Source organism: Pseudovibrio sp. W74, from assembly GCF_001623085.1.
In the GTDB taxonomy this organism is placed as follows: Bacteria; Pseudomonadota; Alphaproteobacteria; order Rhizobiales; family Stappiaceae; genus Pseudovibrio.
The window spans coordinates 1-19,970 of record NZ_LMCJ01000006.1 but is presented as its reverse complement, the minus strand read 5'-3'; the positions used below and the strand labels follow the sequence as shown (position 1 = coordinate 19,970).

Sequence of the window (19,970 nt, the reverse complement as noted above, 5' to 3'; positions counted from 1 at the left end):
CTTCAAAACTTGATCCTGTTTTAGCGGGGCGACTGTGTGATTGCCATGAAATGCATCGGCATTCTGCGTGTTTCAACAGATGTTCGGCGCAGAGAATGCAACAGGCTCATACCCATCAACGCGATTGACCTTGTTGATGTCTCCGCCAGCCCATTCCAGAACTTTTGGGTCCATTGTTTTGAACCACAGTGAGGGGATGGCCGCCAATGCAAAGCAACCGGGGTATCCACTTGGAAGGCTGGGTAAGTCCGGGAAATTTCGCAGGGTTTGATAGGGGCGCAGCGGGTTGGCGTGGTGGTCTGAATGGCGCTGCAGGTGGAATGTGCTCAGGTTTGAGAAGATGTGGTTTGTGTTCCATGAGTGGCGTGGCTGGCAGCGCTCGTATTTGCCATTCTTGTCCTTTTGGCGCAGAAGTCCATAGTGCTCCACATAGTTTGCCTGCGTCAGGCCATACCATGCGACTACGCTTTGAATAGCCAGCAACAACAGAACCTTCCAGCCGAACAGAGCAGTGCAAATGGCAAATACAATCAATGTGATGGCATAGCCTTGTAAAATATCGTTCTTTACCGAGAAGGTGCTGAGGCCTTTCTTGTGCAAGCGCTCCTTTTCGTTTTGCCAGCCTCTGACGAACGCGCCTGGGATCTCGCGCCAAGCAAAGGCGTAGATGCTTTCTCCCATGCGGGAGCTGGCGGGATCTTCCGGCGTTGCCACATACACGTGGTGGCCGCGATTGTGCTCAATGCAAAAATGACCGTAGCCGACGACTGCGAGGGCAAACTTGGCCAGTAATTGATCTGTCTTGTTGGTTTTGTGGCCGAGTTCATGGGCAAGCATGATGGTGCCAGAGCCGAACAAGCCTTTGCCAAAGGCAAACAGAGCAATCAGCCAAAGAGGGAGGTCATAGGTGCCAACAAGCCATACGCCTGCAAAAAGGTTGATCCATGAATATGGGACCAGCCAGTGCACGAGCCGGCTGTAATAAGGGTCTTCCGCCATCTGGATCAACACATCATCAGCGGGATTATACGGGTCTTCGCCGATCAGTGCGTCCAGACCGGGAATGACGATGAAGAAGTAAACGAGGGGAATGAACAGAGTTGCTGTGACATGCGTGTAGGCATAAAGCGCGACTGTGATGAGTGTGACGCTGCTGCTGGCATAAGCAATCAGCCAGTAATATCGCTTTGCGTCCCTGAATGTTTTGAGTGTGCCCGTCTCATCTTGCGTTTTGAAAACCATCGCTCCCTCCCAGATGCTTGGTTTACCTAAGGGTAATCTAGCAGCTATTTAGGTCAAGTGAAACTCTGTTGTTTCGGGGTGTTTGTTCTGCATGCAACAACAAAGGGCTGCTCATTCGCTCATGAGGCAGGTTCTTTTTCGGTTTCCGGTGCGAGGATGCCTTCCATCGGCAAGGTCTTAACCCATGTTTTGTAACGCTTTTCCAACTCGTCATAGTTCTCTTCGCACCCTATTCTGAAATCGGGGAAGTTGGGGCCACGTGTCCATGCACCCCGTTCTGATCCCTTCAGCATCCAGCCATTGCCGGAATGAAGGAAGAGCGTTGTGCTGAGGTTGAGGGCCTTGAACAGTTTGCGCGTAACCACGCCATGCTTTTGCAGCAGAATATCAAGCTTGATGGCTTTGATTTTCCACGGTGTCAGCTTGATAGGAGAGGGCTTGCCAGCTGCAACAATAGGAATGATTTCAGGGAGTTCCAGCCGTTCGGAGGGATAAAACTCTTTGAAGTTTCCTGCCGGGGATGCGCGATCTGGATTGGGGAGTTTGGGCCGATACCAACTGACGGTACTTGGGCTTTTAGAGGTTTCGCTTTCAATCTCAATGATCTGCAGAGACAGGATGTTGCAAACCGGTTGAAAGTCGAGATTGGAGCCTTTTGGAATCAGGATTGCTCGGCAATCCGGCCCGGGTTTGTCGCAGTGATAGGCGGTTTCTGCAGATTGAGAGATGACTTTTGCGTTGAGGCGCAACTTGGCCTCGATGCCAACCTGAAACCCATCTTTCTTCCTGACAAGCAGAATATCCCAGTTGCCCCATTCCGGGTAGGGGACCCACTCTTCGGGAAGCTTGTTGATGAAATGGGTGCACATGTCGCTTTCGGAGGCAAACTCGGCTTTGCAACGCCTTTTTTTGCGGCGTTTGGGAGCTGAGCGCTTAGTCGGTTGATCAAGTGTATCGCTCATCGAAAATTGCCCTTTAAATCATCAGTGCTGCAATAGCTTGCTTGATGAGTTTAAATGGCAATTGGACACAGGAATACGTGGTGTGTTTGTTATTGCACAGGTTCTGGCGGTTTTGTCAGCGGAGTGGGGGCTCGTGTGTTGCGAATTTTAAAAAGTCCTATCTGGGCTCTTGATGCTTTGATGGGACAAAAGTCATTTAAGAAGAATCCGATTATCGGAAGTCGCTGGTTAAATGAGCGCGGGTTTTATCTGAAGCGTGTGGCGTGGGCGGAAAAAATGGCGGCACTACGCCGTCGTCAGATGGTGCGCCTTTTGCCAGAGGAAGATAAGGCGTTCTTTCATCGCAATGGATACGTAGTGAAAGAGAATTTCCTCTCCAAGGATGTTTTTGCGCAAGTTCAGGATGAGATTGCCACGAATGCGTTTGCCGCAAGTGAAATGCGGCAGGGGAAAACGGTGACGCGGTTCATTGGGTTGCCACCATCGGTGCTGAAAGACTTGCCCGGTCTGAGCAGGGCGGTTCGCGATCCTTATTTGCAAAATGCGATGCGCTATGTGGCGTCTTACAATGCGGACCCCATCGTGTTTTTACATGCCGTTTTGTGGGACTTGGAAAAAACGAGGAAAGACCCGCAGACTGATTTTCATATGGATACGTTCCACGCCACATCGAAAGCGTGGTTGTTTTTACGCGATGTTGATGTCGCTGATGGGCCATTTCATTACGTGCCGGGGTCTCATCGTTATACGCCGGAGCGGACTGCCTGGGAGTTTGAACAGAGCTTGAATGCGGTGCAGCACCCAGATGGCATGCATGCAGCGGGTTCTTTTCGAGCCAGTGAGGAAGATATTTTGAGGATGAGATATGGTGAACCCGTCTGCTTTGATGTGCCGGCAAACTCACTGGTGATTGCTGATACGCATGGGTTCCATCGCCGCGGCATTGCAACGCGCCCTGGTGCTCGTGTTGGCCTATTCGCAGATTTGCGCCGTTCGCCCTACTTTCCATGGTCTGGATTGGACCTGCGCTCACTGCCGGGTGTGAAAGGGCGGCAGTCAGAGATCTATACGGGTTATCTGAGTTTCAGGAGCAAGTTGACAGGAAAACCGAGCCATCACCGGGAGGTTGGCCACGTAAAAATAGACGCGCCGCCAGTGCTCTGAAACGCGAGACATGGCTGATCGCAAGGCGCAATTCTTCTGCGCCCCAAAGGCGAAAAGGTTTTTGCTATCAATGTAAAGGGAGAAAAATGGAGGCCTCTGCCGAAGCGGGTTATATTTGAATAATCATATTGTTAGGTGGTAGGTGAGGGAAAGGCTAAGGACTAAAAAACAAAGACTTAGCAAATTGGTTTCCCTCACTTTTTTAGCAGTTTTGAAGAGCCTGTTTGGCTCAGTCTTTTTGCGTTTGCTTTTCGCGTATAGATTTCGGCGGTGCTTAGTTTTTCCCAGCCGAACATGCTCAGTAGTTCATGAGCAGTTGCGCCTTGTTCTGCAGCCAGAACGGCATCAGCTTTTCTGATTCCGTGAGCTGAACAATGAGGAAGATTTGCTTGATTGCACCAAGTGCTGAAGCGGTTGCCAAGACTTTTTATGGAGTACTGTTTTCCCCACTGTGTCTGGACAAACGTTACCTGTTCATCGAGGTCTTTGATAGCCAATGCTAGTGGTGGGAGTACCGGCATATCAATCACCTTAGAGGTGTTGTTCTCATTTTTTTTGGTTGCAATCTTAAAGTGAAGCAAGCCTGTTTCGCGATCAGTGTAGAGATGTTTTGGTCCAAGCCGAGAAACGTCGGATATGCGCAAGCCGGTGTAGCGTAAAACTGTGAAGCACAGGTGGGCTTTTGAACCTGGGTTATGGTGAGCAGCAAACTGGTCCATCTCATCTTGTGTCCAAGTATGGTGGCCGGTCGTGTTTGACTTGAACTTCTTGACCCCATGGACGGGGTTGGTTTCGGCAAGTTCAGCTTCTCCGCAAGCCCACTCGAAAAGGGCTGATAGAGCTTTCACACGGTGGTTTGCTGCTTCAGGAGTACCGGCTTTTTGATCGCGCAGTTTAGTGACGTGTGCTTTGGTTAGTCCGCGATAGTCCATATCTCGCAAAGCAGACGCAGAGGCGCTCAAGCACGTTTCGTCGCCAATAGCGGTGAGCACTCGGCGTTTTTGGTCTACTGTTGACTTTGCAAAGGTGGGTCCTACTCGACTGAGATACTCCTCTGCCAGCCAGCCGAATGTTCCTTTTACCTTTCGAATAGTCTTCTTCGGCTTATCTTTTGCCAGCGGTGCAGGCTTTGTTAACCCAAGCTGGGCGCGGGCGATCTCATCAAGAAAAGCTTGTGTTCCGGGCTCCTCTCTAAGGCGGATTCTGCGTGACTGTCGATCTTTGCGAAAGTACCTGCGAATTTTTCCGTGTCGATCTCGTTCGGTATGAACGCCTTTGAACTTTGTTGTGCTCATGGTTACACGAAGTCGCTTGGTAGGTTGCTGTTTGTTGTTGCTGATTGGTTGGAATGCGGGAGCTCATCGAAAGCTCTGTCCAGCTCTCGGATATCCCAGACTTTTCTGGTGTTCATCATTTTAGGATCAGGCATCAAACGTTTTGCAACCAGCTCATCGAAAAGACTTGCGCTTATGCCAATGTACTTGGCGGCATCCACTCTACCTAAACCGCGAGGCGGGAAGTTCAACGGATTGGTTTTGCCATCTAACATTTATCACCTCATTGGTTTCAGGTTGAGATTGCGATGAGTAGTTTCTCAAGCAGGTTGGATGTGCGGTCGCGTAGGGCTTCTGGTATATGCTCGTTGACTTGCTCAGCAAGCTCAGAGGGAGCGTTAACAGCAATGGCGGTGAGTAGCTCTGCTAAAGCTTCCGGCTTGGTTGTCAGCATGATGCCGATATGGATCGGGTTGACTTCTGTTTCCAATCTCATTGCTGTGCCTCTTTGAGGTTAGGTTACGACCAGTGTTGAGGAGGATGGGAAGCGGCTCAGGTGCGCCTTTCCTGAGCCGCTACTGCCGAGGCGACGCATTCGTGCTTGGGAGGAGTAACCTCGGCAATACTAATGGGCGTGGGTGATGTGCTGGAATGCTGCCAGCTTGTCCTTCTCCTCGGGTGGGAGGCTCTCACTGGAACCGCTCTTGGCTTCCAGCATATTCGCGACCATCTCATAGGCATCGCTGCAAACTGCCTCCAGATCGAAGAGTTTCAAGATGTGTTTGCGATGGAATTGGTTGCAGGCATCTTCGGTTTCTTTAAAGGTTTTGTAAGTTTTGCTATCCGAAGAGTAGATTCCGTTGGCGTGTTGGAAGTATGCAATCCAATCGGTTTTCCCGTTGAGCCAGTCGCGTCTCACAATCATGCAAAGCATCAATGGTGGCTGTGAGTAGAACTCATGGGTTGTGAAGCGCGCATCCTGTGACCAGTTGATCTGCGGTTCTGACCAGCGAATTGGGTAGATGAACTCCTCAATAATCCGCTTGAATGCAGGTACGGAGTAGCCAGCTGTTCTGGCTGTTTCTCTGATGGTTTCGACTGCTGACAGAGTTTCCTGAGGTGCCAGTTTTTGCATGCTTAGCTCCCTGTCTCTTCGTTGCGGGCGTCGTAGGCGAAAATGATTTTCGCAGCGTGCCAAGCGAGATCTGCTTGGTTGTTGGGCGTGAGTTCGTTGAAAGGCTTTTGCTTACTCACTGGTAGCGTGTCCCAATAGGCTCGCGTTGCTGATTTGAGGGCGCCTGGATTAAGGTCCTCGATAGGGAGCGAGCCGGTTCCGCCGCATCGCTCACACTCACTTAAAGCAAGATGGAAGTAGTCATCGCGACCAGTACCAACGCAGGTTGGGCACTTCATTGCTCGTTCTCCTGCTGTAGGGATGGTCCGTAGAGCACAGGCGCAGAGCCGAATAGGTAAAGCTGCCACATGCGAAAGCAATTCACAGTGAAGATGATCGGAAAAGGCATGGCGCGTCCTTATTTGAGCGGCTTGTCAGCGTCGAATGAGGAAAGCTGGGTGCTGATGAAATCAGATGGAATGCTCTGCTTTGCCTCGATCACTGTTTCATCAAGAGCAGGGGCGAGGAGCAGTAGAGTGATGGCGAAGGCCACCAGAACGGCGAGCTTTGCGGCCTCACTCAAGAGGAACAGGGGCACGTTGCAGCGATCACTAAATACGTCATTATCAATGCTATTCATGGGTCTGTTCCTCTTGCGAGATTGCTAAGGGACGAACTCAAGCGGGGTGATTGGGGCTTAGTATCGCCGCGAGTTGTGGGTGGGTTGTATTTGCTGGCCGTTGGTCAGAACGAAGGCGATACCAAGTGCGGGAGATTGAGCCTCTTTTAGGTAAGGTTCTATGCTACCGAGAACGGCTTGTACGGCGGCGCTTGGCCCCTGAGTGTGCTCTGAAGAAGGCTTTTCGATCTGATTATCAGCTTTAGTATCTTGTGCTGGTTTCATGTTCTCAAATTTGGCGCGGAGTTCTTTGTTTGAAGCTTCGAAGATTTGCTTGAGTTTATTTTCGAACTGTTTGGTTTGTGCTGGGCTCATTTTATTGATGCGTTCCAGTTCGGCGATACGCTTGTCCTGTTTGCGGAGTTGCTTTTCCAGTTTGCGTTTTGAAACAGACATTCTCTTTCTCCGTAGTGGTGAGGGATGGTGAGGCGATGATCTGTGCTTAGACGGCGTCAGCCGGGGTGGCGGTCCGTATTTCCTGCAGGAGCTTTACGAGCTGTAATTCGGCTTCTTTGAAGGTCTCGCGTAAGGCGAGGATGCGAGCCGAGATCTGTTTGCGGTCGTTAGGGGCTTGATTCAGCATGAGACGCAAGTCAGAGCGAAAGATGCAAATGTCCCCGTGCGCTTCACCTGTGCGGGCAAGGGCGTCTTCACCAACATCCTGTACGGATTTGGTGGGCGTTTGAGCTGGGCTCTGTTTGGTTGCAGGGAATTGAATGACTTGTGCACTGGGCATCTCTATCTCCAAAAACGAATAGCCGATGGAGATTGATTAAATGATACAAAATGTATATTGTCAATTGAAAAAGATACAAAATGTAGATTGATAGCTAATCGCCGTTCAGGGAGCTCTATGAGAGCCCTTTGGTTTTTGGTGATGAGAATTTGGGTGGGGGATTATGGGGATGTGTCTAGGAAAGTGACGACTTTTCCGAGGGTTGGGGCATATTTAATTTGGGAGTGGGTGTGTCAAATTTGAAAATCTATATCGTTTATCTATCAGAATATATTGGATTAATTCTCCAATATTGCTCCTCTGCATACGTCTCTGGATAAAGGGGCAAAGTCTGAAGCAATATATTGGGGGGCGTTATGTTCTCGGAAGTTAGACTTGAATTGTTGCTGAATACCGCGGTGCTGCTTGGTCTGCCGTTGGACTATCTTTGTGATCTGACTGTTGGTTTGTCAGATGAGGCAGCTGCGGTCGTATGTTTAAATTTATGCCGCATGTCCGAGCTCATGTGAGAGGTATTGGGTGAGGGGGTAGCCCCTCACTTCTTGGTCGTTGGCTTCGAAATTGTCTGAATGAATGACTGAGGTAGTCCCGCTTCTCTGCCGAGATAGATATAATCCAACGTGATGTCGTAGGTCTCGCGTATCTTGTAGGCACAATCTAGAGAAATCCGCCTAAGGCCAGTTTCCCAATGGTTATAGCGAGCGCGGTTGAAGCCGTGTTTCTCAGCAAATTCCTGCTGTGTGAGCCCGGTGTGGTCACGGATCAGCCTGAGTCTATTTCCGATGCTTTCATATTGTTTTGCAGCTTTTTCCATGTTCGTAATCTCGCATAAATCTACCTGATGTAGAAATCTCAATTTGTATCCTTGACAAAAGATACAAATTGTAGAATTTTATATACATGAATAAGCGGATCAAACAGACATTTGATGTAGTTGGTCGTACCACGCTCAAATCAAAGCTTGGTGTAAGCGATAAAGCTCTTTTTGCTGCTTGTGCTCGCGGCATCCCAGCGTCGTGGTTTGACGTTTTGGATGAGTTGGCGAAAGAGAAGGGCCTTCGTGTTCCTCGTTCTCTCTTCAATTGGAAGAGAGCGCAACCTACCACCGATCAGAGGAAGTCGTTTTATGACCCTTCTGATTGATGCTTTTCACCACGAATACCGTCTTGGGCATCGGCCTATGGAGAGTAGTTGCTTGCTGACGCATAGACCAGCTGCTCTCCTTTTTGTTTAGCTGCTGAGAACTCAATGATTGCGAACAGGTGCGCTCAACTCGCCATCGCTGTCAAATCTTTGTTCTCGCCTATCAATCTATTGCCTGACCTTCATCGGGTCATTGGGCTTCTGGAAGGGATTGGGTACCTATGAGTTTTTCCAGAACGGACAACGGGCGCAAGGTCTGGATTTGCCGCCAAACCAAAGAGCTCATCAAAGCTTTCGGTGGTCAGGAATGTACTGCTTCTTTTCTGGATCTGGGCCTGACGACTGTCAAAAAATGGCCTGATGTAAACGAGGCTGGAAATATCACTCTGATGAGTTTGGTGAAGCTGGAAGAAGAGCTGGTCTCCATAGGCAGTGATCCGGTGTTTACGCTGGAACATTTGCGAACTCTGGGTTACATCGCCACCAAATTAGACGCGAAAACCAGCAAAACTCCAGCCGCTTGCGCCCTCGATATGGTTCAAGCGGCCTGTGACGCTATTAAAGCTGCCTCAGAGGCGGCGGCTGATTGGGAAATCACTCCGGCAGAACACCGCCGCATCGTCGGCATGTTTGAAGGCGCACAGAAAGAATATGCGAAGTACCTCTCCTCCTACAAAGCGTCAATTTCAGATGACGCGAAGGCGGAGTGATGGGTAGCTTTCAGTCCAAAAGAACTTGGCAAGACCTGGCTCCAGAGCTGCTTGGACTGTCAATACCTCCCTGTCACTTTTGCATAGCCTCAGACTACAGATGTGGCTTTATTGTTATGGTGATTTCGGGTTCTGGACACTTCCAGTTATCAAGTTGGGGTACTCGTTTAAGGTATTCGAGCAGGCTGACCCCAATATTTGCTCTAAGTTCTAGTAACTCTACATGGTCTATAAACTTCACATCGAAAAACTCTTTTACTTTATCTGTGTATTTATGCTTGTTTGGTGACGATAATATATTTTTTCTATTAGACACGGATAATCCGAAATACTCAGTTTCAACCTTTGTAAGCCGAACGATCTGGTTGAATGCCAATACGGTCCGACACTCTTCTTCAGATACTGCGTTAAACGCGTCTATTTCTTCGTTCAGGTTAATGATTTTTGACATCAGCTGTATTGCTTTTTCATCTGCTTTTGCGAATGGCTCTACAAGCTTGATGATCTGCTGGGCAATTGGCGTTTCCATTGTTTCATCATCATCCATGCTGGCTGTTCCTTTCCTCGGGTTGCCAGTGTGCGCAGAGAGCTTTGCTATGTTGGCGCATCCGGCAAGGCTCTCTGCATCTTTTTGCGATGCTGATTGCAACACGCATTCGCCTAAGCGTCGATCTGCGGAATCCTTCGGGAGGGTTGCTGCATGAGCGTGCCTGAAACCCTCCGCATTGGTGATCTGCCATGCGAAATCCGGTTGGGTGATGTGCTCGACCGTTTGCGTGAGATGGCTGACAACTCAGTTGATTGCGTCGTCACGTCACCGCCCTATTGGGGGCTACGCGATTATGGCGTTGAGGGTCAGCTGGGGCTTGAGCCAACGCTGAAAGAACATCTCGATAAGATGGTTGAGGTGTTCGAGGAAATTCGGCGGGTGCTGAAACCAGAAGGTACTTGCTGGATCAATTACGGCGACTGCTACGCAACCAGTCCGGCAGGGCACAAATCTGATGCAGACGGGCGGATCCGAACAGGAAAAGACGACCGGACATTCACCCAAAAACCGTTCTCAACCATTCAAGGCAGTTTGAAGCCCAAAGACCTTTGCATGGTGCCAAACCGGCTCGCAATTGCCTTGCAAGATGCGGGGTGGTGGGTCCGCGGTGAGATCATTTGGGCAAAGCCTAATCCTATGCCGGAAAGCGTACGGGACAGACCAGCAGGGGCACATGAGAAGATCTGGCTTGTCACGAAGTCCCCACGCTACTTCTACGATGCTGCTGCGGTCCGGCAAGGACGCGTCGGTGTTGAGGATGCCAATGGATTCCGAGGTGGTTCCTACACGGCCAATTCTGCCGGGAAGCGCAAGAGCGTAGGAAACAAGCTTGTATCGGATAAGCAGCGCGGTCACAGGCAACGACATGCCGGATTTGATGGTCGCTGGGACAAGATGACCAAGCAGGAACAGCAGGCGAATGGGCGCAATCTTCGCAACTATGAGCCTGCTCCGCTTGAAGTTTGGAATGTGGCAACGCGCCCATTCCCCGGTGCTCATTTTGCGACGTATCCTCCTGAATTAGCGCGGCGGTGCATTGAAGCGGGTTGTCCGAAGGATGGTGTTGTTTTGGACCCGTTTGGTGGTGCTGGCACGACTGGCTTAGTCGCGCTGCGGCTTGGTCGGCAAGCGATCCTGATTGAGCTCAATCCAGAATATGCAGCGATTGCACAGGAGCGCATCGAGCAAGACTGGATGGGTCCAGCAGAACGGAAATCCCACCAATCAGCGGCAGATGATGATGCAGGGCCGCTCTTTTCTCACCTAGAGCCAATGGAGGCTTGTAGTGCGTGAATTTCGGAACATTGAAGAGTGGCGGCGAGAGTTCTCCGTGTACCCCATGGACTCCGGTACCTGCTTGGTACTGCATACGATAAGCCTGTTTGCGACGGATATTAAAGAGCCGTTTTCCGTGACAATTCACGACCTGGGTGAGCGTTGCAACCTGAGTAAGCCGAGTGTGATCAAGCATCTTAAGAAAGCTTGGCGTGAAGGGTGGATCGGAGTGCGGCACTACGATGGCGTGGGATCAAAGCTCATGCAAAAAGAGTACTTGCTCAAGTCTCCTGAAATGAACGTGGAGGGCTGGGTATGACCACTTCAACTCATTTCGCCAGATGTGATTTTCCATGTTGCAAGCCTGAAGATGGAGGAACGTTATGACTGCGACTTTAGCCTCTGAAAACCAAGCAGATCGCCCACGTATCTCGTTTGTGCCTGCGGCTGTTTATGCGGATCAAACCCTGATGCCGCGTGACCGTGATGTGTTGGGCGTACTCTGCTCCTCTACCGATAAAAACGGTATTTGCTATCGCTCTCAGGTGAAGATTGCAGAGCTGCTTGGTGTGGCGCGCTCTACGGTGTATCGGGCAATCAGCAGGTTGATGGCATCAGGCTGGCTTCAGCGCAATGAGGGCAAACGTCCTGACGGCGGGCGCTGTTCGTATACCTACAGGGTCATCAATAAAGATATGCCGGTACCGGAGCAGATGGACTTGTTTGTTGCTGATATCGAAGATGGGCATGTGTGTGCAGGACGTAGCATAGACGGGCAGGGGATGCCCGCCCAGAAGGGCAGCTATAATAACTTGTCTTTAAAAACTTCTGATATTGATGACGAAGTGGCTGCGAGTAGGTCTGATGAAGCAAATTCTGTGCCTCCTGCTGCTGGAACCTTGCCGAATAGCGAGGCAGCTGGACGGTTTATGCGAGGTGTTGCTGCCTTGCTGAACTCGGTAGGGCTTGATGTTGAAGCGCTGCGGGGCGGCACTAATCCGGCCATTGGCTGGTTTGTTCGGGGTTGTGATCTGGAACAGGATGTGGCCACTGCCGTGCGCGAGGTGGCTGGACGGGCTCCCGGTATGATCCACTCGCTGAATTACTTCACCGGAGCGGTGTTTTCTGCACATAAGGCGCGGCTGGAAGTCTCGCAAATCTACGGCAAATATCAGCGTTTGGGCGATAAAGCAGCGCGGAAACGGGCGCGGCGGGAGGAGCTTGAGCGGGAGAGTTGCCGCGAGGCGATTGCTCAGCTTGAAGCGGAGTATGCCAGATGACAGAGCCTTGCGAAAAATCCCTTGAAGACCGATATGCGGATGTAATGCGGCTCTTTGTCAAGCCGCTTTCAGGCAAGTTCACCATGGTTCCCGGTGATGAGAAGAAACCCTACTTTGATATGCTGTGCAAACAGTTAGGCGGGTTCGAGGCAGATACGCTTGAGCTTGCTTCCACGAAGATTGCACGAGAGGTATCCGGGCGCAGATGGCCTGACTATGCGGTTGCTATAGCTGCGTGCAAAGCGGTGATGGGTGTGAAGCCTGCACGCAAACGTCAGGATGGTGAACGCTATAGCCTGCCCACCGATGCGGTGATGCGCATTCTCTTGGCTGATGGCAGGGAGCAGACGTTAGAGGCCTGTAACGGAGACTGGATCTCTGTCCTGTTTGATTTCGTGAAAGCCAAGCACAGGTACCCCTCTGATCGTGAGATTGAGGGATTGATCGTTGAGGTGCAGGCACGTGAAACCCGCTTGAAAGCGCAGCGAGTTGAAGCCTTGAAGGTGCTCTATGGCGAGAAGGCCAGCACTGAGCGGGCTCTGCCTGATCGCCATCCTGTTCAAATGATGATTAATGCATTTGCCAAGCGGCGAATGGATCTATGTGACGCTGTGTTTTTAGAAGTTTACGGTTGCGATGTTGCAACGCTGGCTGCTGATGATGGAGGGCAAGCCTATGCTACTGCATAGATTGAATGAGGAATTTCGCAGGGAACGCGATGTGCTCTATTTGGCAAGCTCTCCTGATGCCGGGAGATCTGCTGTGTCAGCTCCAGTCGCCCACAGCGCTGAAATGCCTGTCGGGACAAAGACACGGGATTGGCTGTTTGTGGCGTCAAAGGCTGGCGGGGTTAGAGGATGAGGCAAGCTCCAAATGCAGGAAACAGGGCGTTAGAACACGATTACTACTTGCTTCGTGCTCTCATCAAGCAAGCTCCTCTTGATTGGGTGGTTGTGCAGACCAATCCCAACTGTGAGGATCGAGCACAGGCAAGCGTGTCGGCAACAGGTGCGATTGCCTATCTGCCAAAGATTCCTCTTTTTCGACGTCAGCGAAATAGCAAAAAGCGCATTGATGTGAGTACACCAATGTTCCCTCGTTATCTGTTTGTCGGGTTGGACTTGGAATCAGGGATGTCAGCTGGCCAGATACACTCATGTGACGGTGTGGAAAAGATTCTTTCGAGTTCAATGCTGCAGGCTCCTCATCTGGTTCCTCTGGAGGAAATGACCCGCATTCTCGAAACGGCCTGTGAGGTGCAAATAGGGCGAAAGAGCGTGAGTGGTCAGCTCTTTAGTATCGGGAGCAATATCCTTCTTGTTGCTGGATTAGGAGCAACATTGAAAGGAGTTGTGCGGGATATTAAACCGAACGGTGAAGCATTGAGGGTGGACCTACAAGCCTTTGGCCGGACCACAAAAGCAACAGTTCCGGTTGACAAGGTGTCGTTAAGTTAACCATGATGCGTGTCAGGATGACTACCGTGCATCTTTGGAGCCTGGGCAGGCAAAGCCGCCACACCAAACAGAGCGATCCGAACGCGGGGCCCAGCCAACATAAGACGCCAGATGGCGGAGTTGGCGCGAAGTGTTTCTATGGAATTTTAACACGCATGCGGAGTGCGTTAACTGGTTCGCTGAGAGGCGGGCCTTTTTTCTGTTTGAAGGCTGCTTCCTTTGCCACTCAAATCCATCACACCACGCTTGAACACATTGGGCTCAACGCTGCGCAAAGCGCCTAAGGCGGTCGATCCGTTCTACCTCACGGCTGAATGGAAGGCTCTCGCCAAGTACATCAAGCAGCTGCGCGGCTATGTCTGCGAGATGTGCGGCAAGGACTTCTCGAAGCGGCAACACAAGCTCATCGCTGACCACATCGTCGAGCGCAAGGATGGCGGCGCTGACCTCGATCCGGGCAACATCCAGTGCCTTTGCACGTGGTGCCACAATCGGAAGACTGCGAAGGCGCGGCAGATGCGTTACCAAGCCATTGATTAGACTAGGGAAATCGACTTGATTGAGTGGCGGTCGAGCTGCTGATCCTCCTGAGGCGATTGCGAAGGTTTTGGCGAGCGATCCGCCAAGTCATTGATTTTTAACGGAAAATAGGGGGTGGGGTGAAAGTCCGGGGGCTGAATGGCCCTTACCCGCCCCATTATAACTGAGAGATTTTTTTTTGGCCGACTTCGAATTTGACCTGCTAGGCGATCCAATCCCTGAGGGATTTGGAAAACGAGGGCGTCCACCTCATGTGGTGAGCGACGAAAAGCGTAGACTTGTCATACAGTTACTCGCCTTTGGAAAAACTCAGGATGAAATTGCTGCAGCTTTAGGGATCACAGCTCCCACTTTGCGCAAGAATTATTTTCGTCAGCTCAAGGTCAAGGATGATGCTCGGGCGAGAGTGGAAGCCAAGCTGCTGGACAAGCTCATGGACATGGCTGAAGCCGGGAAGGTGTCAGCGATCAAAGAAATCTTCGCACGCCTAGAGCGCTCTGATCGTGACAAGCTGGCTGATGCGATTGCTAACCGCGGAAAGAGTGTTCCTGCTGCATCTGAAAAAGCGCTCGGCAAAAAAGAAGAGCGCAAAAAAACGGCAGAAACCTATGACGGGAAGTTTGCACCTCCCCAAGCTCCCCAGCTGATCAACTAAGAAAGAACTGTCTTGAAAGTTCAGCACTGGTCAACAGCCTGCGTGGATTGGGAACAACGGATTGTTCAAGGGAAATCTCTCATTCCCTTTGATCCGTTGTTCTCAGCAGAAGCCGAAGCAGCTTTGAACGTCTTCAAGTCGCTCAAGGTGGTTGATGTTCCGGGCATGCCGACATTTGGTGAGTGCTGTGACCAATGGGTGTTTGATTTTGTTGGAGCGATCTTTGGAGCTTATGACGCGGAAGAAGGGCAGCGTTTGATCAGTGAGTTCCTTCTCCTGATCTCAAAGAAAAATGCCAAGTCCACTATTGCAGCCGGGATCATGGTGACGGCGCTCATTCGCAACTGGCGTCACCTCAATGAGCTGTTGCTGTTGGCTCCTACAATTGAGGTCGCCAACAACTGCTTTGATCCTGCTGCGGCGATGGTCTCCTACGATCCGGAACTCAAAAGCATCCTCAAGGTGATCTCGCACCAGCGAACAATCAGGCATGAGACCACAAACTCAAATCTCAAGATTGTGGCTGCTGACAGTGACACGCTTTCTGGCAAAAAAGCTGGTTTCGTTCTGGTTGATGAGCTGTGGTTGTTTGGCAAGAAGCCAAAGGCAGCGGCCATGCTGCAGGAGGCCACTGGCGGATTGATTGCTCGTCCTGAAGGATTTGTTGTTTATCTGACCACGCATTCTGATGAGCCGCCAGCAGGGGTCTGGAAGAGTAAGCTTGAATACTACCGCGATGTACGTGACGGGAAAATTCACGATCCTGAGCGGCTTGGAGTTCTCTACGAGTTCCCCAAAGCAATGCTCAAAAGCAAGGATTATCTGAAGCCGGAAAACTATTACATCACCAATCCCAATCTCGGGCGTTCCGTTCGTAAGAGCTGGCTGGAATCCAAACTTCGCGAAGCCATGGATGGAACGGGTGAAGAGGACAAGCAAAGCTTCCTTGCCAAGCACTTGAATGTGCCGATTGGCATGAACCTGCGACGGGATCGGTGGGCTGGGGCTGATCATTGGCAGGCTGCTGAGTTCACTGTCATCCGTGATTTTGATGAGTTTTTAGATCGATGTGAGGTTGTGACTGCTGGCGTTGATGGCGGCGGTCTGGATGACCTTCTAGGGCTTTGTTTTATCGGGCGCGAAAAAGAGAGCGAGACCGAGAAAAGCAGATGGCTGCTTTGGACCTGTGCATGTTGCCATGAGAGTGCCTTAGACAAACGCAAGCAGATTGCGACGGCGCTTAGAGACTTCGAGAAGGATGGCGACTTGTTCATCTGTGAGAACATCGAAGACGATATTCCGATTGTTGCTGACTACATTGAGCAAGTTCTGGATCGTGGTCTGTTTCCGAAAGAACATGCCATTGGACTAGACCCAGTCGGAGTGGCTGCAATTGTTGATGAGCTGATGGAGCGGGAGGTCAAACAAGAGCAGCTTGTTGGTGTACCTCAAGGCTACAAACTCTCAGGCGTAACCAAAGGCATGGCGCGAAAGCTAGCAGACAAATCTCTGGTTCATGGTGGCTCGCGGTTGATGGCTTGGTGTGTTTCTAACGCCAAAACCGAGAAACGCGGCAATGCTGACTACGTGACCAAGCAAGCCTCCGGTTCCATGAAGATTGACCCGCTCACAGCAGCGTTCAACGCGTTCGATCTTATGAGCCGCCATCCAGAAGCAGAAGGCAATGGCCTGGATGATTTCCTCAGCAATCCGGTGATGGTTATATGATCAGATTTTTAAAGGCGGCAGCTCGCGGCATTAAGCAGGAGCTACGAGCAGGCGAGTCTGGATGGATCAACCTCAATGGGGGAGATGCATGGACTGGGGGCGGGCACTCTTCTGCGGCTGGCAAAACCGTGAATGCGTCCTCTGCTCTGGCGTTTTCTGCTGTTTGGGATTGTGTTCGCAAGACTTCGCAGGTGATCTCAACACTGCCTCTTGCTCTTTATGAAAAGGGTGATGGAAACAGCAGGGTGAAGATTGAAGAGGATCTGTCCGAGATCCTATGTAAAAGTCCCAACCCTGAGCAAACTGGGGTTGAGTTCTGGGAGGGTATGACAGCGCATGCAACTTTGCGCGGCAATGCATGTGCGGAAAAGCTCTTTGTGGGATCAAGACTGGTTGGGCTGCGCCCTCTGCTCAATGTCACACCCAAACGCAATCGGGATGGCAAGCTGGAATACAGTGTCTATGACCGGGGCAAACACAGCACGTTGCCCGCTGATAAGGTGTTCCATCTGCGCGGGTTTGGGGCTGGTGATGGTTTGGGCATGTCAGCCATCAAGTACGGGGCGAATTCAATTGGGGCGGCTTTGGCTGCTGATGAAACAGCGGGTAGCGTATTTTCTAATGCGATGATGGCCGCTGGTGTTCTGAGTTCAGACCAGAGCCTCAACGAGACGCAGCGCGGTCAACTTCAGGTGATCCTCACCAAATTCTCAGGTTCTCGCAAGGCAGGTAAAATCCTGACGCTTGAAGCTGGGCTTTCTTACAAACAGCTCCAGATGAACCCTGAGGATGCGCAGCTTTTGGAAACCCGGCGCTTTGGCGTTGAAGATGTTTGCAGATGGTTTGGGGTTCCGCCGATTGTGATCGGCCATTCATCTGATGGCCAGACCATGTGGGGCAGTGGTGTTGAGGCGGTGATGTTGTCCTGGCTCTCGCTTGGCATCAATCCGCTACTTATCAAAAACGAGGCTCGTATCCTGAAAGACCTCATTCCCGTTGAAAAACGCGGACGTTGGTACGTGGAATATAACCGCGAAGCCATGTTGCAAATGGACAGCAAAGCCAAAGGCGATTTCCTCCTCAAAATGCGTATGGGCGGCTTCATGTCTGGCGATGAGGGACGCGACAAGCTCAATCTGCCACGGCGCGGCGGTAACAATGATGAACTGGTGGTTCAAACCTCTATGGGACTGGTTGACTTGCTTGGAAAGGAAGACAAATGAGCATCCGCAATTTGCCAAATGTCCCGGTGTTGGCTGGGAAAGGTCTTCAAAGCGCGATTGCTGAAAGTGTACAGCAGCGCTGGAATCCCGATATCAAAGCAGCAGCTGGTGAGGACGGCGAAAACACCATTTCCATCCTCGATCCTATTGGCGAGAGCTGGATGTATGATGGGGTGACTGCCAAGCGAATTTCAGCGGTGCTGCGCAACATTGGTGAGAAGGATGTGGTCGTCTCGATCAACTCTCCGGGCGGCGATTTCTTCGAAGGGTTGGCGATTTACAATCTGCTGCGCGAGCACAAGGCCAAGGTAACGGTGAAGGTGTTGGGGTTAGCTGCATCGGCAGCTTCTGTCATTGCAATGGCGGCAGATGAAATCCAGATCGGGCGAGCGGCTTTCTTGATGATCCATAACACATGGGTTTGTGCATGCGGTGATCGCCATGCGTTCCTTGAGGTCGCCGATTGGCTAAAGCCGTTTGATGATGCGGCAGTCAGCATCTATCACGCACGCACCAAGATCTCGGAAAAAGAGCTGAGCAACCAGCTCGACAAAGAGACCTGGATCAATGGTGAGAGTGCTGTTGAACAAGGGTTTGCAGATGCGCTTCTTCCCAGTGATGAGATTGAGCAGGCTCCAAGCCAAGCTTCCGATAAGCCCTCACCAAATGCTGCGCAGAAGGAGCTTGATATCCTCCTTGCGCGTCTCAACGTACCAAAATCAAAACGTCGCTCACTTTGTGCGGCTTTGAAAGGGAGCACGTCTGGCGCTGCTCCATCCGGCAAGTCTGGCGCTGCCGTTCGAGCAGGAGTGCAAAGCCTCCTCGATAAATTGGATTCCATGTAAATCGGAGAACATTCATGAGAACGAAATCACTCATGCCCGCCATTTGCTTGGCGGCACTTGCTCTTGCTCGCCCTGATGCTGTTGTCGGGTCGGTACGCAATGACAACATGACGACAGAAGACCTGCTGAAAAAAGTTAGTCAGCAGCTGGATGAGGTGACTGATAACGTTAAGGGCACGGCGGAAGAGGCTTTGAAGCAAGCGAAGCGCTCTGGTGAGGTTTCTCAGGAAACCAAAGACAAGGCCGACAAGCTTTTGACTGAGCAGACGGCTTTGAACAACTCGGTCACTGAGCTGAAAAACTCGCTGGAAGGCATCAAGAGCCAGACACTGGAAATCTCACAGCAGGTGGCTGATGGGATTGGCGGCGGTGGACCAGCTCCGGCGATGACACTTGGTCAGGCATTTGTGGCAGAAGATGAGCAGATTAAGAACTTCAAAAGCGCCGGAGCTAAAGGACACCTTCTCATTGATGTCTCCAATGCGATCACCACTGCTGCAGGCTCGGCTGGTGGTTTGATCTACCATGAAGAAGAACGTGATCCGGTCCGCATACCTCGGCGTCGCTTGCTTATCCGGGATCTGCTGACCAAGGGCAAAACCAGTTCTGATCTGGTGAAGTACCGTAAGCAGACAGTGCAAGATAATAAAGCGGCGATGGTTGCTGAAGGGGCCGCAATGCCAGAGTCCAGTTTTGGCTGGGACAAGGCGACCTCTGAAGTCAAGAAGATTGCGCATCATACCAACATCACAGAGGAAGCTCTGGCAGATTCCGATTTCCTGCAAACGGAAATCGACTCCGAGCTTCGTTATGGTCTGGATCTGGAAGAGGAAAAGCAGATCCTTGCTGGAGATGGGCAGGGTGAAAACCTGAAGGGGCTTTTGACTGAGGCTGTGGCGTTTGTTGCTGCTGCTGGCCTACCCAATGCCACCCGGATTGATCGTTTGCGGCTTGCTATTTTGCAGGTCGCATTAGCGGATTACGTTGCAACCTCTTTTGTCATGAACCCAACGGATTGGGCAGCAATTGACCTCCTGAAAGATGATCAGAAACGATACATCTTCGGCAACGTGAACTCAGTGTCTACACCAAAGCTCTGGGGTAAGGATGTGGTGGAAACCAATACCATGTCTGTTGGTGAATGGTTGGCTGGTGATCTGGCGATGGCAGCAACTTATTATGACCGTCAGCAAGCCGATGTACTCATTTCTTCTGAGCATGGCGACAACTTCATTGAAGGCATGTTGACGATGCGAGGTTCTAAACGGGTTGCGCTGGCAATCAAGCGTGTTGCAGCCACGGTGAAAGGCAACTTCGTCTTCGGATAATCTCGAATAACCGAGGCCACCAACTGGCTCTGCGATCTTCTGATTGCAGAGCCTTTTTCAGGAGA

The 19,970-nt window shown here is 51.2% G+C and carries 26 protein-coding genes; 14 read left to right on the top strand and 12 right to left on the bottom strand.

What is annotated here, in order from left to right:
* Nucleotides 1-72: 72 nt before the first annotated feature.
* Nucleotides 73-1,242, bottom strand: a complete 1,170-nt coding sequence (locus PsW74_RS05000; protein ID WP_063289148.1) for an alkane 1-monooxygenase — start codon at nucleotides 1,240-1,242, stop codon at nucleotides 73-75.
* A 119-nt stretch (nucleotides 1,243-1,361) separates the two neighbouring features.
* Nucleotides 1,362-2,204, bottom strand: a complete 843-nt coding sequence (locus PsW74_RS04995) for a hypothetical protein (protein WP_063289147.1) — start codon at nucleotides 2,202-2,204, stop codon at nucleotides 1,362-1,364.
* A 180-nt stretch (nucleotides 2,205-2,384) separates the two neighbouring features.
* On the opposite strand from PsW74_RS04995, the gene PsW74_RS04990 reads away from it, so the two are divergent.
* Nucleotides 2,385-3,368: a phytanoyl-CoA dioxygenase family protein gene (locus tag PsW74_RS04990; RefSeq protein ID WP_208987846.1), complete on the top strand. Its 984-nt coding sequence runs from the start codon at nucleotides 2,385-2,387 to the stop codon at nucleotides 3,366-3,368.
* 194 nt (nucleotides 3,369-3,562) lie between these two features.
* On the opposite strand, the gene PsW74_RS04985 is transcribed toward PsW74_RS04990, so the two are convergent.
* The 9 genes from PsW74_RS04985 to PsW74_RS04945 all read right to left on the bottom strand — a co-directional run bounded on the left by PsW74_RS04985 (nucleotide 3,563) and on the right by PsW74_RS04945 (nucleotide 7,985).
* Nucleotides 3,563-4,663 carry a tyrosine-type recombinase/integrase gene (locus tag PsW74_RS04985; protein WP_063289145.1) on the bottom strand — a complete coding sequence of 367 codons (1,101 nt, stop codon included), beginning with the start codon at nucleotides 4,661-4,663 and terminating at the stop codon, nucleotides 3,563-3,565.
* A gap of 2 nt (nucleotides 4,664-4,665) precedes the next feature.
* Nucleotides 4,666-4,917: a hypothetical protein gene (locus tag PsW74_RS04980; protein WP_063289144.1), complete on the bottom strand. Its 252-nt coding sequence runs from the start codon at nucleotides 4,915-4,917 to the stop codon at nucleotides 4,666-4,668.
* Between the two features lie 17 nt (nucleotides 4,918-4,934).
* Nucleotides 4,935-5,138: a hypothetical protein gene (locus tag PsW74_RS04975; protein WP_063289143.1), complete on the bottom strand. Its 204-nt coding sequence runs from the start codon at nucleotides 5,136-5,138 to the stop codon at nucleotides 4,935-4,937.
* A gap of 129 nt (nucleotides 5,139-5,267) precedes the next feature.
* On the bottom strand, nucleotides 5,268-5,777 hold the full coding sequence (locus tag PsW74_RS04970) for a hypothetical protein (protein WP_063289142.1): 510 nt from the start codon (nucleotides 5,775-5,777) through the stop codon (nucleotides 5,268-5,270).
* A gap of 2 nt (nucleotides 5,778-5,779) precedes the next feature.
* A complete protein-coding gene (locus PsW74_RS04965) occupies nucleotides 5,780-6,055 on the bottom strand; it encodes a hypothetical protein (protein ID WP_063289141.1) in 276 nt (91 codons plus the stop codon).
* Between the two features lie 119 nt (nucleotides 6,056-6,174).
* Nucleotides 6,175-6,396: a hypothetical protein gene (locus PsW74_RS04960; RefSeq protein ID WP_063289140.1), complete on the bottom strand. Its 222-nt coding sequence runs from the start codon at nucleotides 6,394-6,396 to the stop codon at nucleotides 6,175-6,177.
* Between the two features lie 57 nt (nucleotides 6,397-6,453).
* Entirely contained in the window at nucleotides 6,454-6,831 is a 378-nt protein-coding gene (locus PsW74_RS04955; RefSeq protein WP_063289139.1) for a hypothetical protein, read from the bottom strand.
* A 46-nt stretch (nucleotides 6,832-6,877) separates the two neighbouring features.
* Entirely contained in the window at nucleotides 6,878-7,171 is a 294-nt protein-coding gene (locus PsW74_RS04950; RefSeq protein ID WP_063289138.1) for a hypothetical protein, read from the bottom strand.
* Between the two features lie 535 nt (nucleotides 7,172-7,706).
* Nucleotides 7,707-7,985, bottom strand: a complete 279-nt coding sequence (locus PsW74_RS04945) for a helix-turn-helix transcriptional regulator (protein WP_063290965.1) — start codon at nucleotides 7,983-7,985, stop codon at nucleotides 7,707-7,709.
* A gap of 86 nt (nucleotides 7,986-8,071) precedes the next feature.
* Between PsW74_RS04945 and PsW74_RS04940 the strand changes: the two genes are divergently transcribed.
* Nucleotides 8,072-8,314: a hypothetical protein gene (locus PsW74_RS04940; RefSeq protein WP_063289136.1), complete on the top strand. Its 243-nt coding sequence runs from the start codon at nucleotides 8,072-8,074 to the stop codon at nucleotides 8,312-8,314.
* Between the two features lie 221 nt (nucleotides 8,315-8,535).
* A complete protein-coding gene (locus PsW74_RS04935) occupies nucleotides 8,536-9,024 on the top strand; it encodes a hypothetical protein (RefSeq protein ID WP_063289135.1) in 489 nt (162 codons plus the stop codon).
* A gap of 94 nt (nucleotides 9,025-9,118) precedes the next feature.
* Here the strand turns inward: PsW74_RS04935 and PsW74_RS04930 are convergent, their stop codons facing one another.
* The gene (locus tag PsW74_RS04930; RefSeq protein ID WP_153041725.1) at nucleotides 9,119-9,676 is read right to left on the bottom strand and encodes a hypothetical protein; all 558 of its coding nucleotides are present in this window, start codon (nucleotides 9,674-9,676) and stop codon (nucleotides 9,119-9,121) included.
* 48 nt (nucleotides 9,677-9,724) lie between these two features.
* On the opposite strand from PsW74_RS04930, the gene PsW74_RS04925 reads away from it, so the two are divergent.
* From PsW74_RS04925 to PsW74_RS04870, 11 genes are all read left to right on the top strand, one after another.
* A complete protein-coding gene (locus PsW74_RS04925) occupies nucleotides 9,725-10,867 on the top strand; it encodes a site-specific DNA-methyltransferase (RefSeq protein ID WP_063289133.1) in 1,143 nt (380 codons plus the stop codon).
* A complete protein-coding gene (locus tag PsW74_RS04920; protein ID WP_153041724.1) occupies nucleotides 10,860-11,168 on the top strand; it encodes a winged helix-turn-helix domain-containing protein in 309 nt (102 codons plus the stop codon). Before PsW74_RS04925 ends, PsW74_RS04920 begins: the two co-directional genes overlap by 8 nt.
* Before the next feature lie 64 nt (nucleotides 11,169-11,232).
* Nucleotides 11,233-12,129, top strand: a complete 897-nt coding sequence (locus PsW74_RS04915; protein WP_063289131.1) for a helix-turn-helix domain-containing protein — start codon at nucleotides 11,233-11,235, stop codon at nucleotides 12,127-12,129.
* Nucleotides 12,126-12,818 carry a hypothetical protein gene (locus PsW74_RS04910; protein ID WP_063289130.1) on the top strand — a complete coding sequence of 231 codons (693 nt, stop codon included), beginning with the start codon at nucleotides 12,126-12,128 and terminating at the stop codon, nucleotides 12,816-12,818. Before PsW74_RS04915 ends, PsW74_RS04910 begins: the two co-directional genes overlap by 4 nt.
* A 168-nt stretch (nucleotides 12,819-12,986) precedes the next feature.
* The gene (locus PsW74_RS04900; RefSeq protein ID WP_063289128.1) at nucleotides 12,987-13,586 is read left to right on the top strand and encodes a transcription termination/antitermination NusG family protein; all 600 of its coding nucleotides are present in this window, start codon (nucleotides 12,987-12,989) and stop codon (nucleotides 13,584-13,586) included.
* Between the two features lie 219 nt (nucleotides 13,587-13,805).
* Nucleotides 13,806-14,126 carry an HNH endonuclease signature motif containing protein gene (locus tag PsW74_RS29600; protein WP_063289127.1) on the top strand — a complete coding sequence of 107 codons (321 nt, stop codon included), beginning with the start codon at nucleotides 13,806-13,808 and terminating at the stop codon, nucleotides 14,124-14,126.
* 178 nt (nucleotides 14,127-14,304) lie between these two features.
* The gene (locus tag PsW74_RS04890; RefSeq protein ID WP_063289126.1) at nucleotides 14,305-14,781 is read left to right on the top strand and encodes a hypothetical protein; all 477 of its coding nucleotides are present in this window, start codon (nucleotides 14,305-14,307) and stop codon (nucleotides 14,779-14,781) included.
* A gap of 12 nt (nucleotides 14,782-14,793) precedes the next feature.
* Nucleotides 14,794-16,509 carry a terminase large subunit gene (locus PsW74_RS04885; RefSeq protein ID WP_063289125.1) on the top strand — a complete coding sequence of 572 codons (1,716 nt, stop codon included), beginning with the start codon at nucleotides 14,794-14,796 and terminating at the stop codon, nucleotides 16,507-16,509.
* Nucleotides 16,506-17,732, top strand: coding sequence for a phage portal protein (locus PsW74_RS04880; protein WP_063289124.1), 1,227 nt, complete (start codon nucleotides 16,506-16,508; stop codon nucleotides 17,730-17,732). Before PsW74_RS04885 ends, PsW74_RS04880 begins: the two co-directional genes overlap by 4 nt.
* Complete coding sequence (locus tag PsW74_RS04875; RefSeq protein WP_063289123.1) at nucleotides 17,729-18,577, top strand: head maturation protease, ClpP-related; 849 nt, start codon at nucleotides 17,729-17,731, stop codon at nucleotides 18,575-18,577. The genes PsW74_RS04880 and PsW74_RS04875 overlap by 4 nt, the downstream gene beginning before the upstream one ends.
* A gap of 14 nt (nucleotides 18,578-18,591) precedes the next feature.
* The gene (locus tag PsW74_RS04870) at nucleotides 18,592-19,905 is read left to right on the top strand and encodes a phage major capsid protein (RefSeq protein ID WP_063289122.1); all 1,314 of its coding nucleotides are present in this window, start codon (nucleotides 18,592-18,594) and stop codon (nucleotides 19,903-19,905) included.
* Nucleotides 19,906-19,970: the final 65 nt, after the last annotated feature.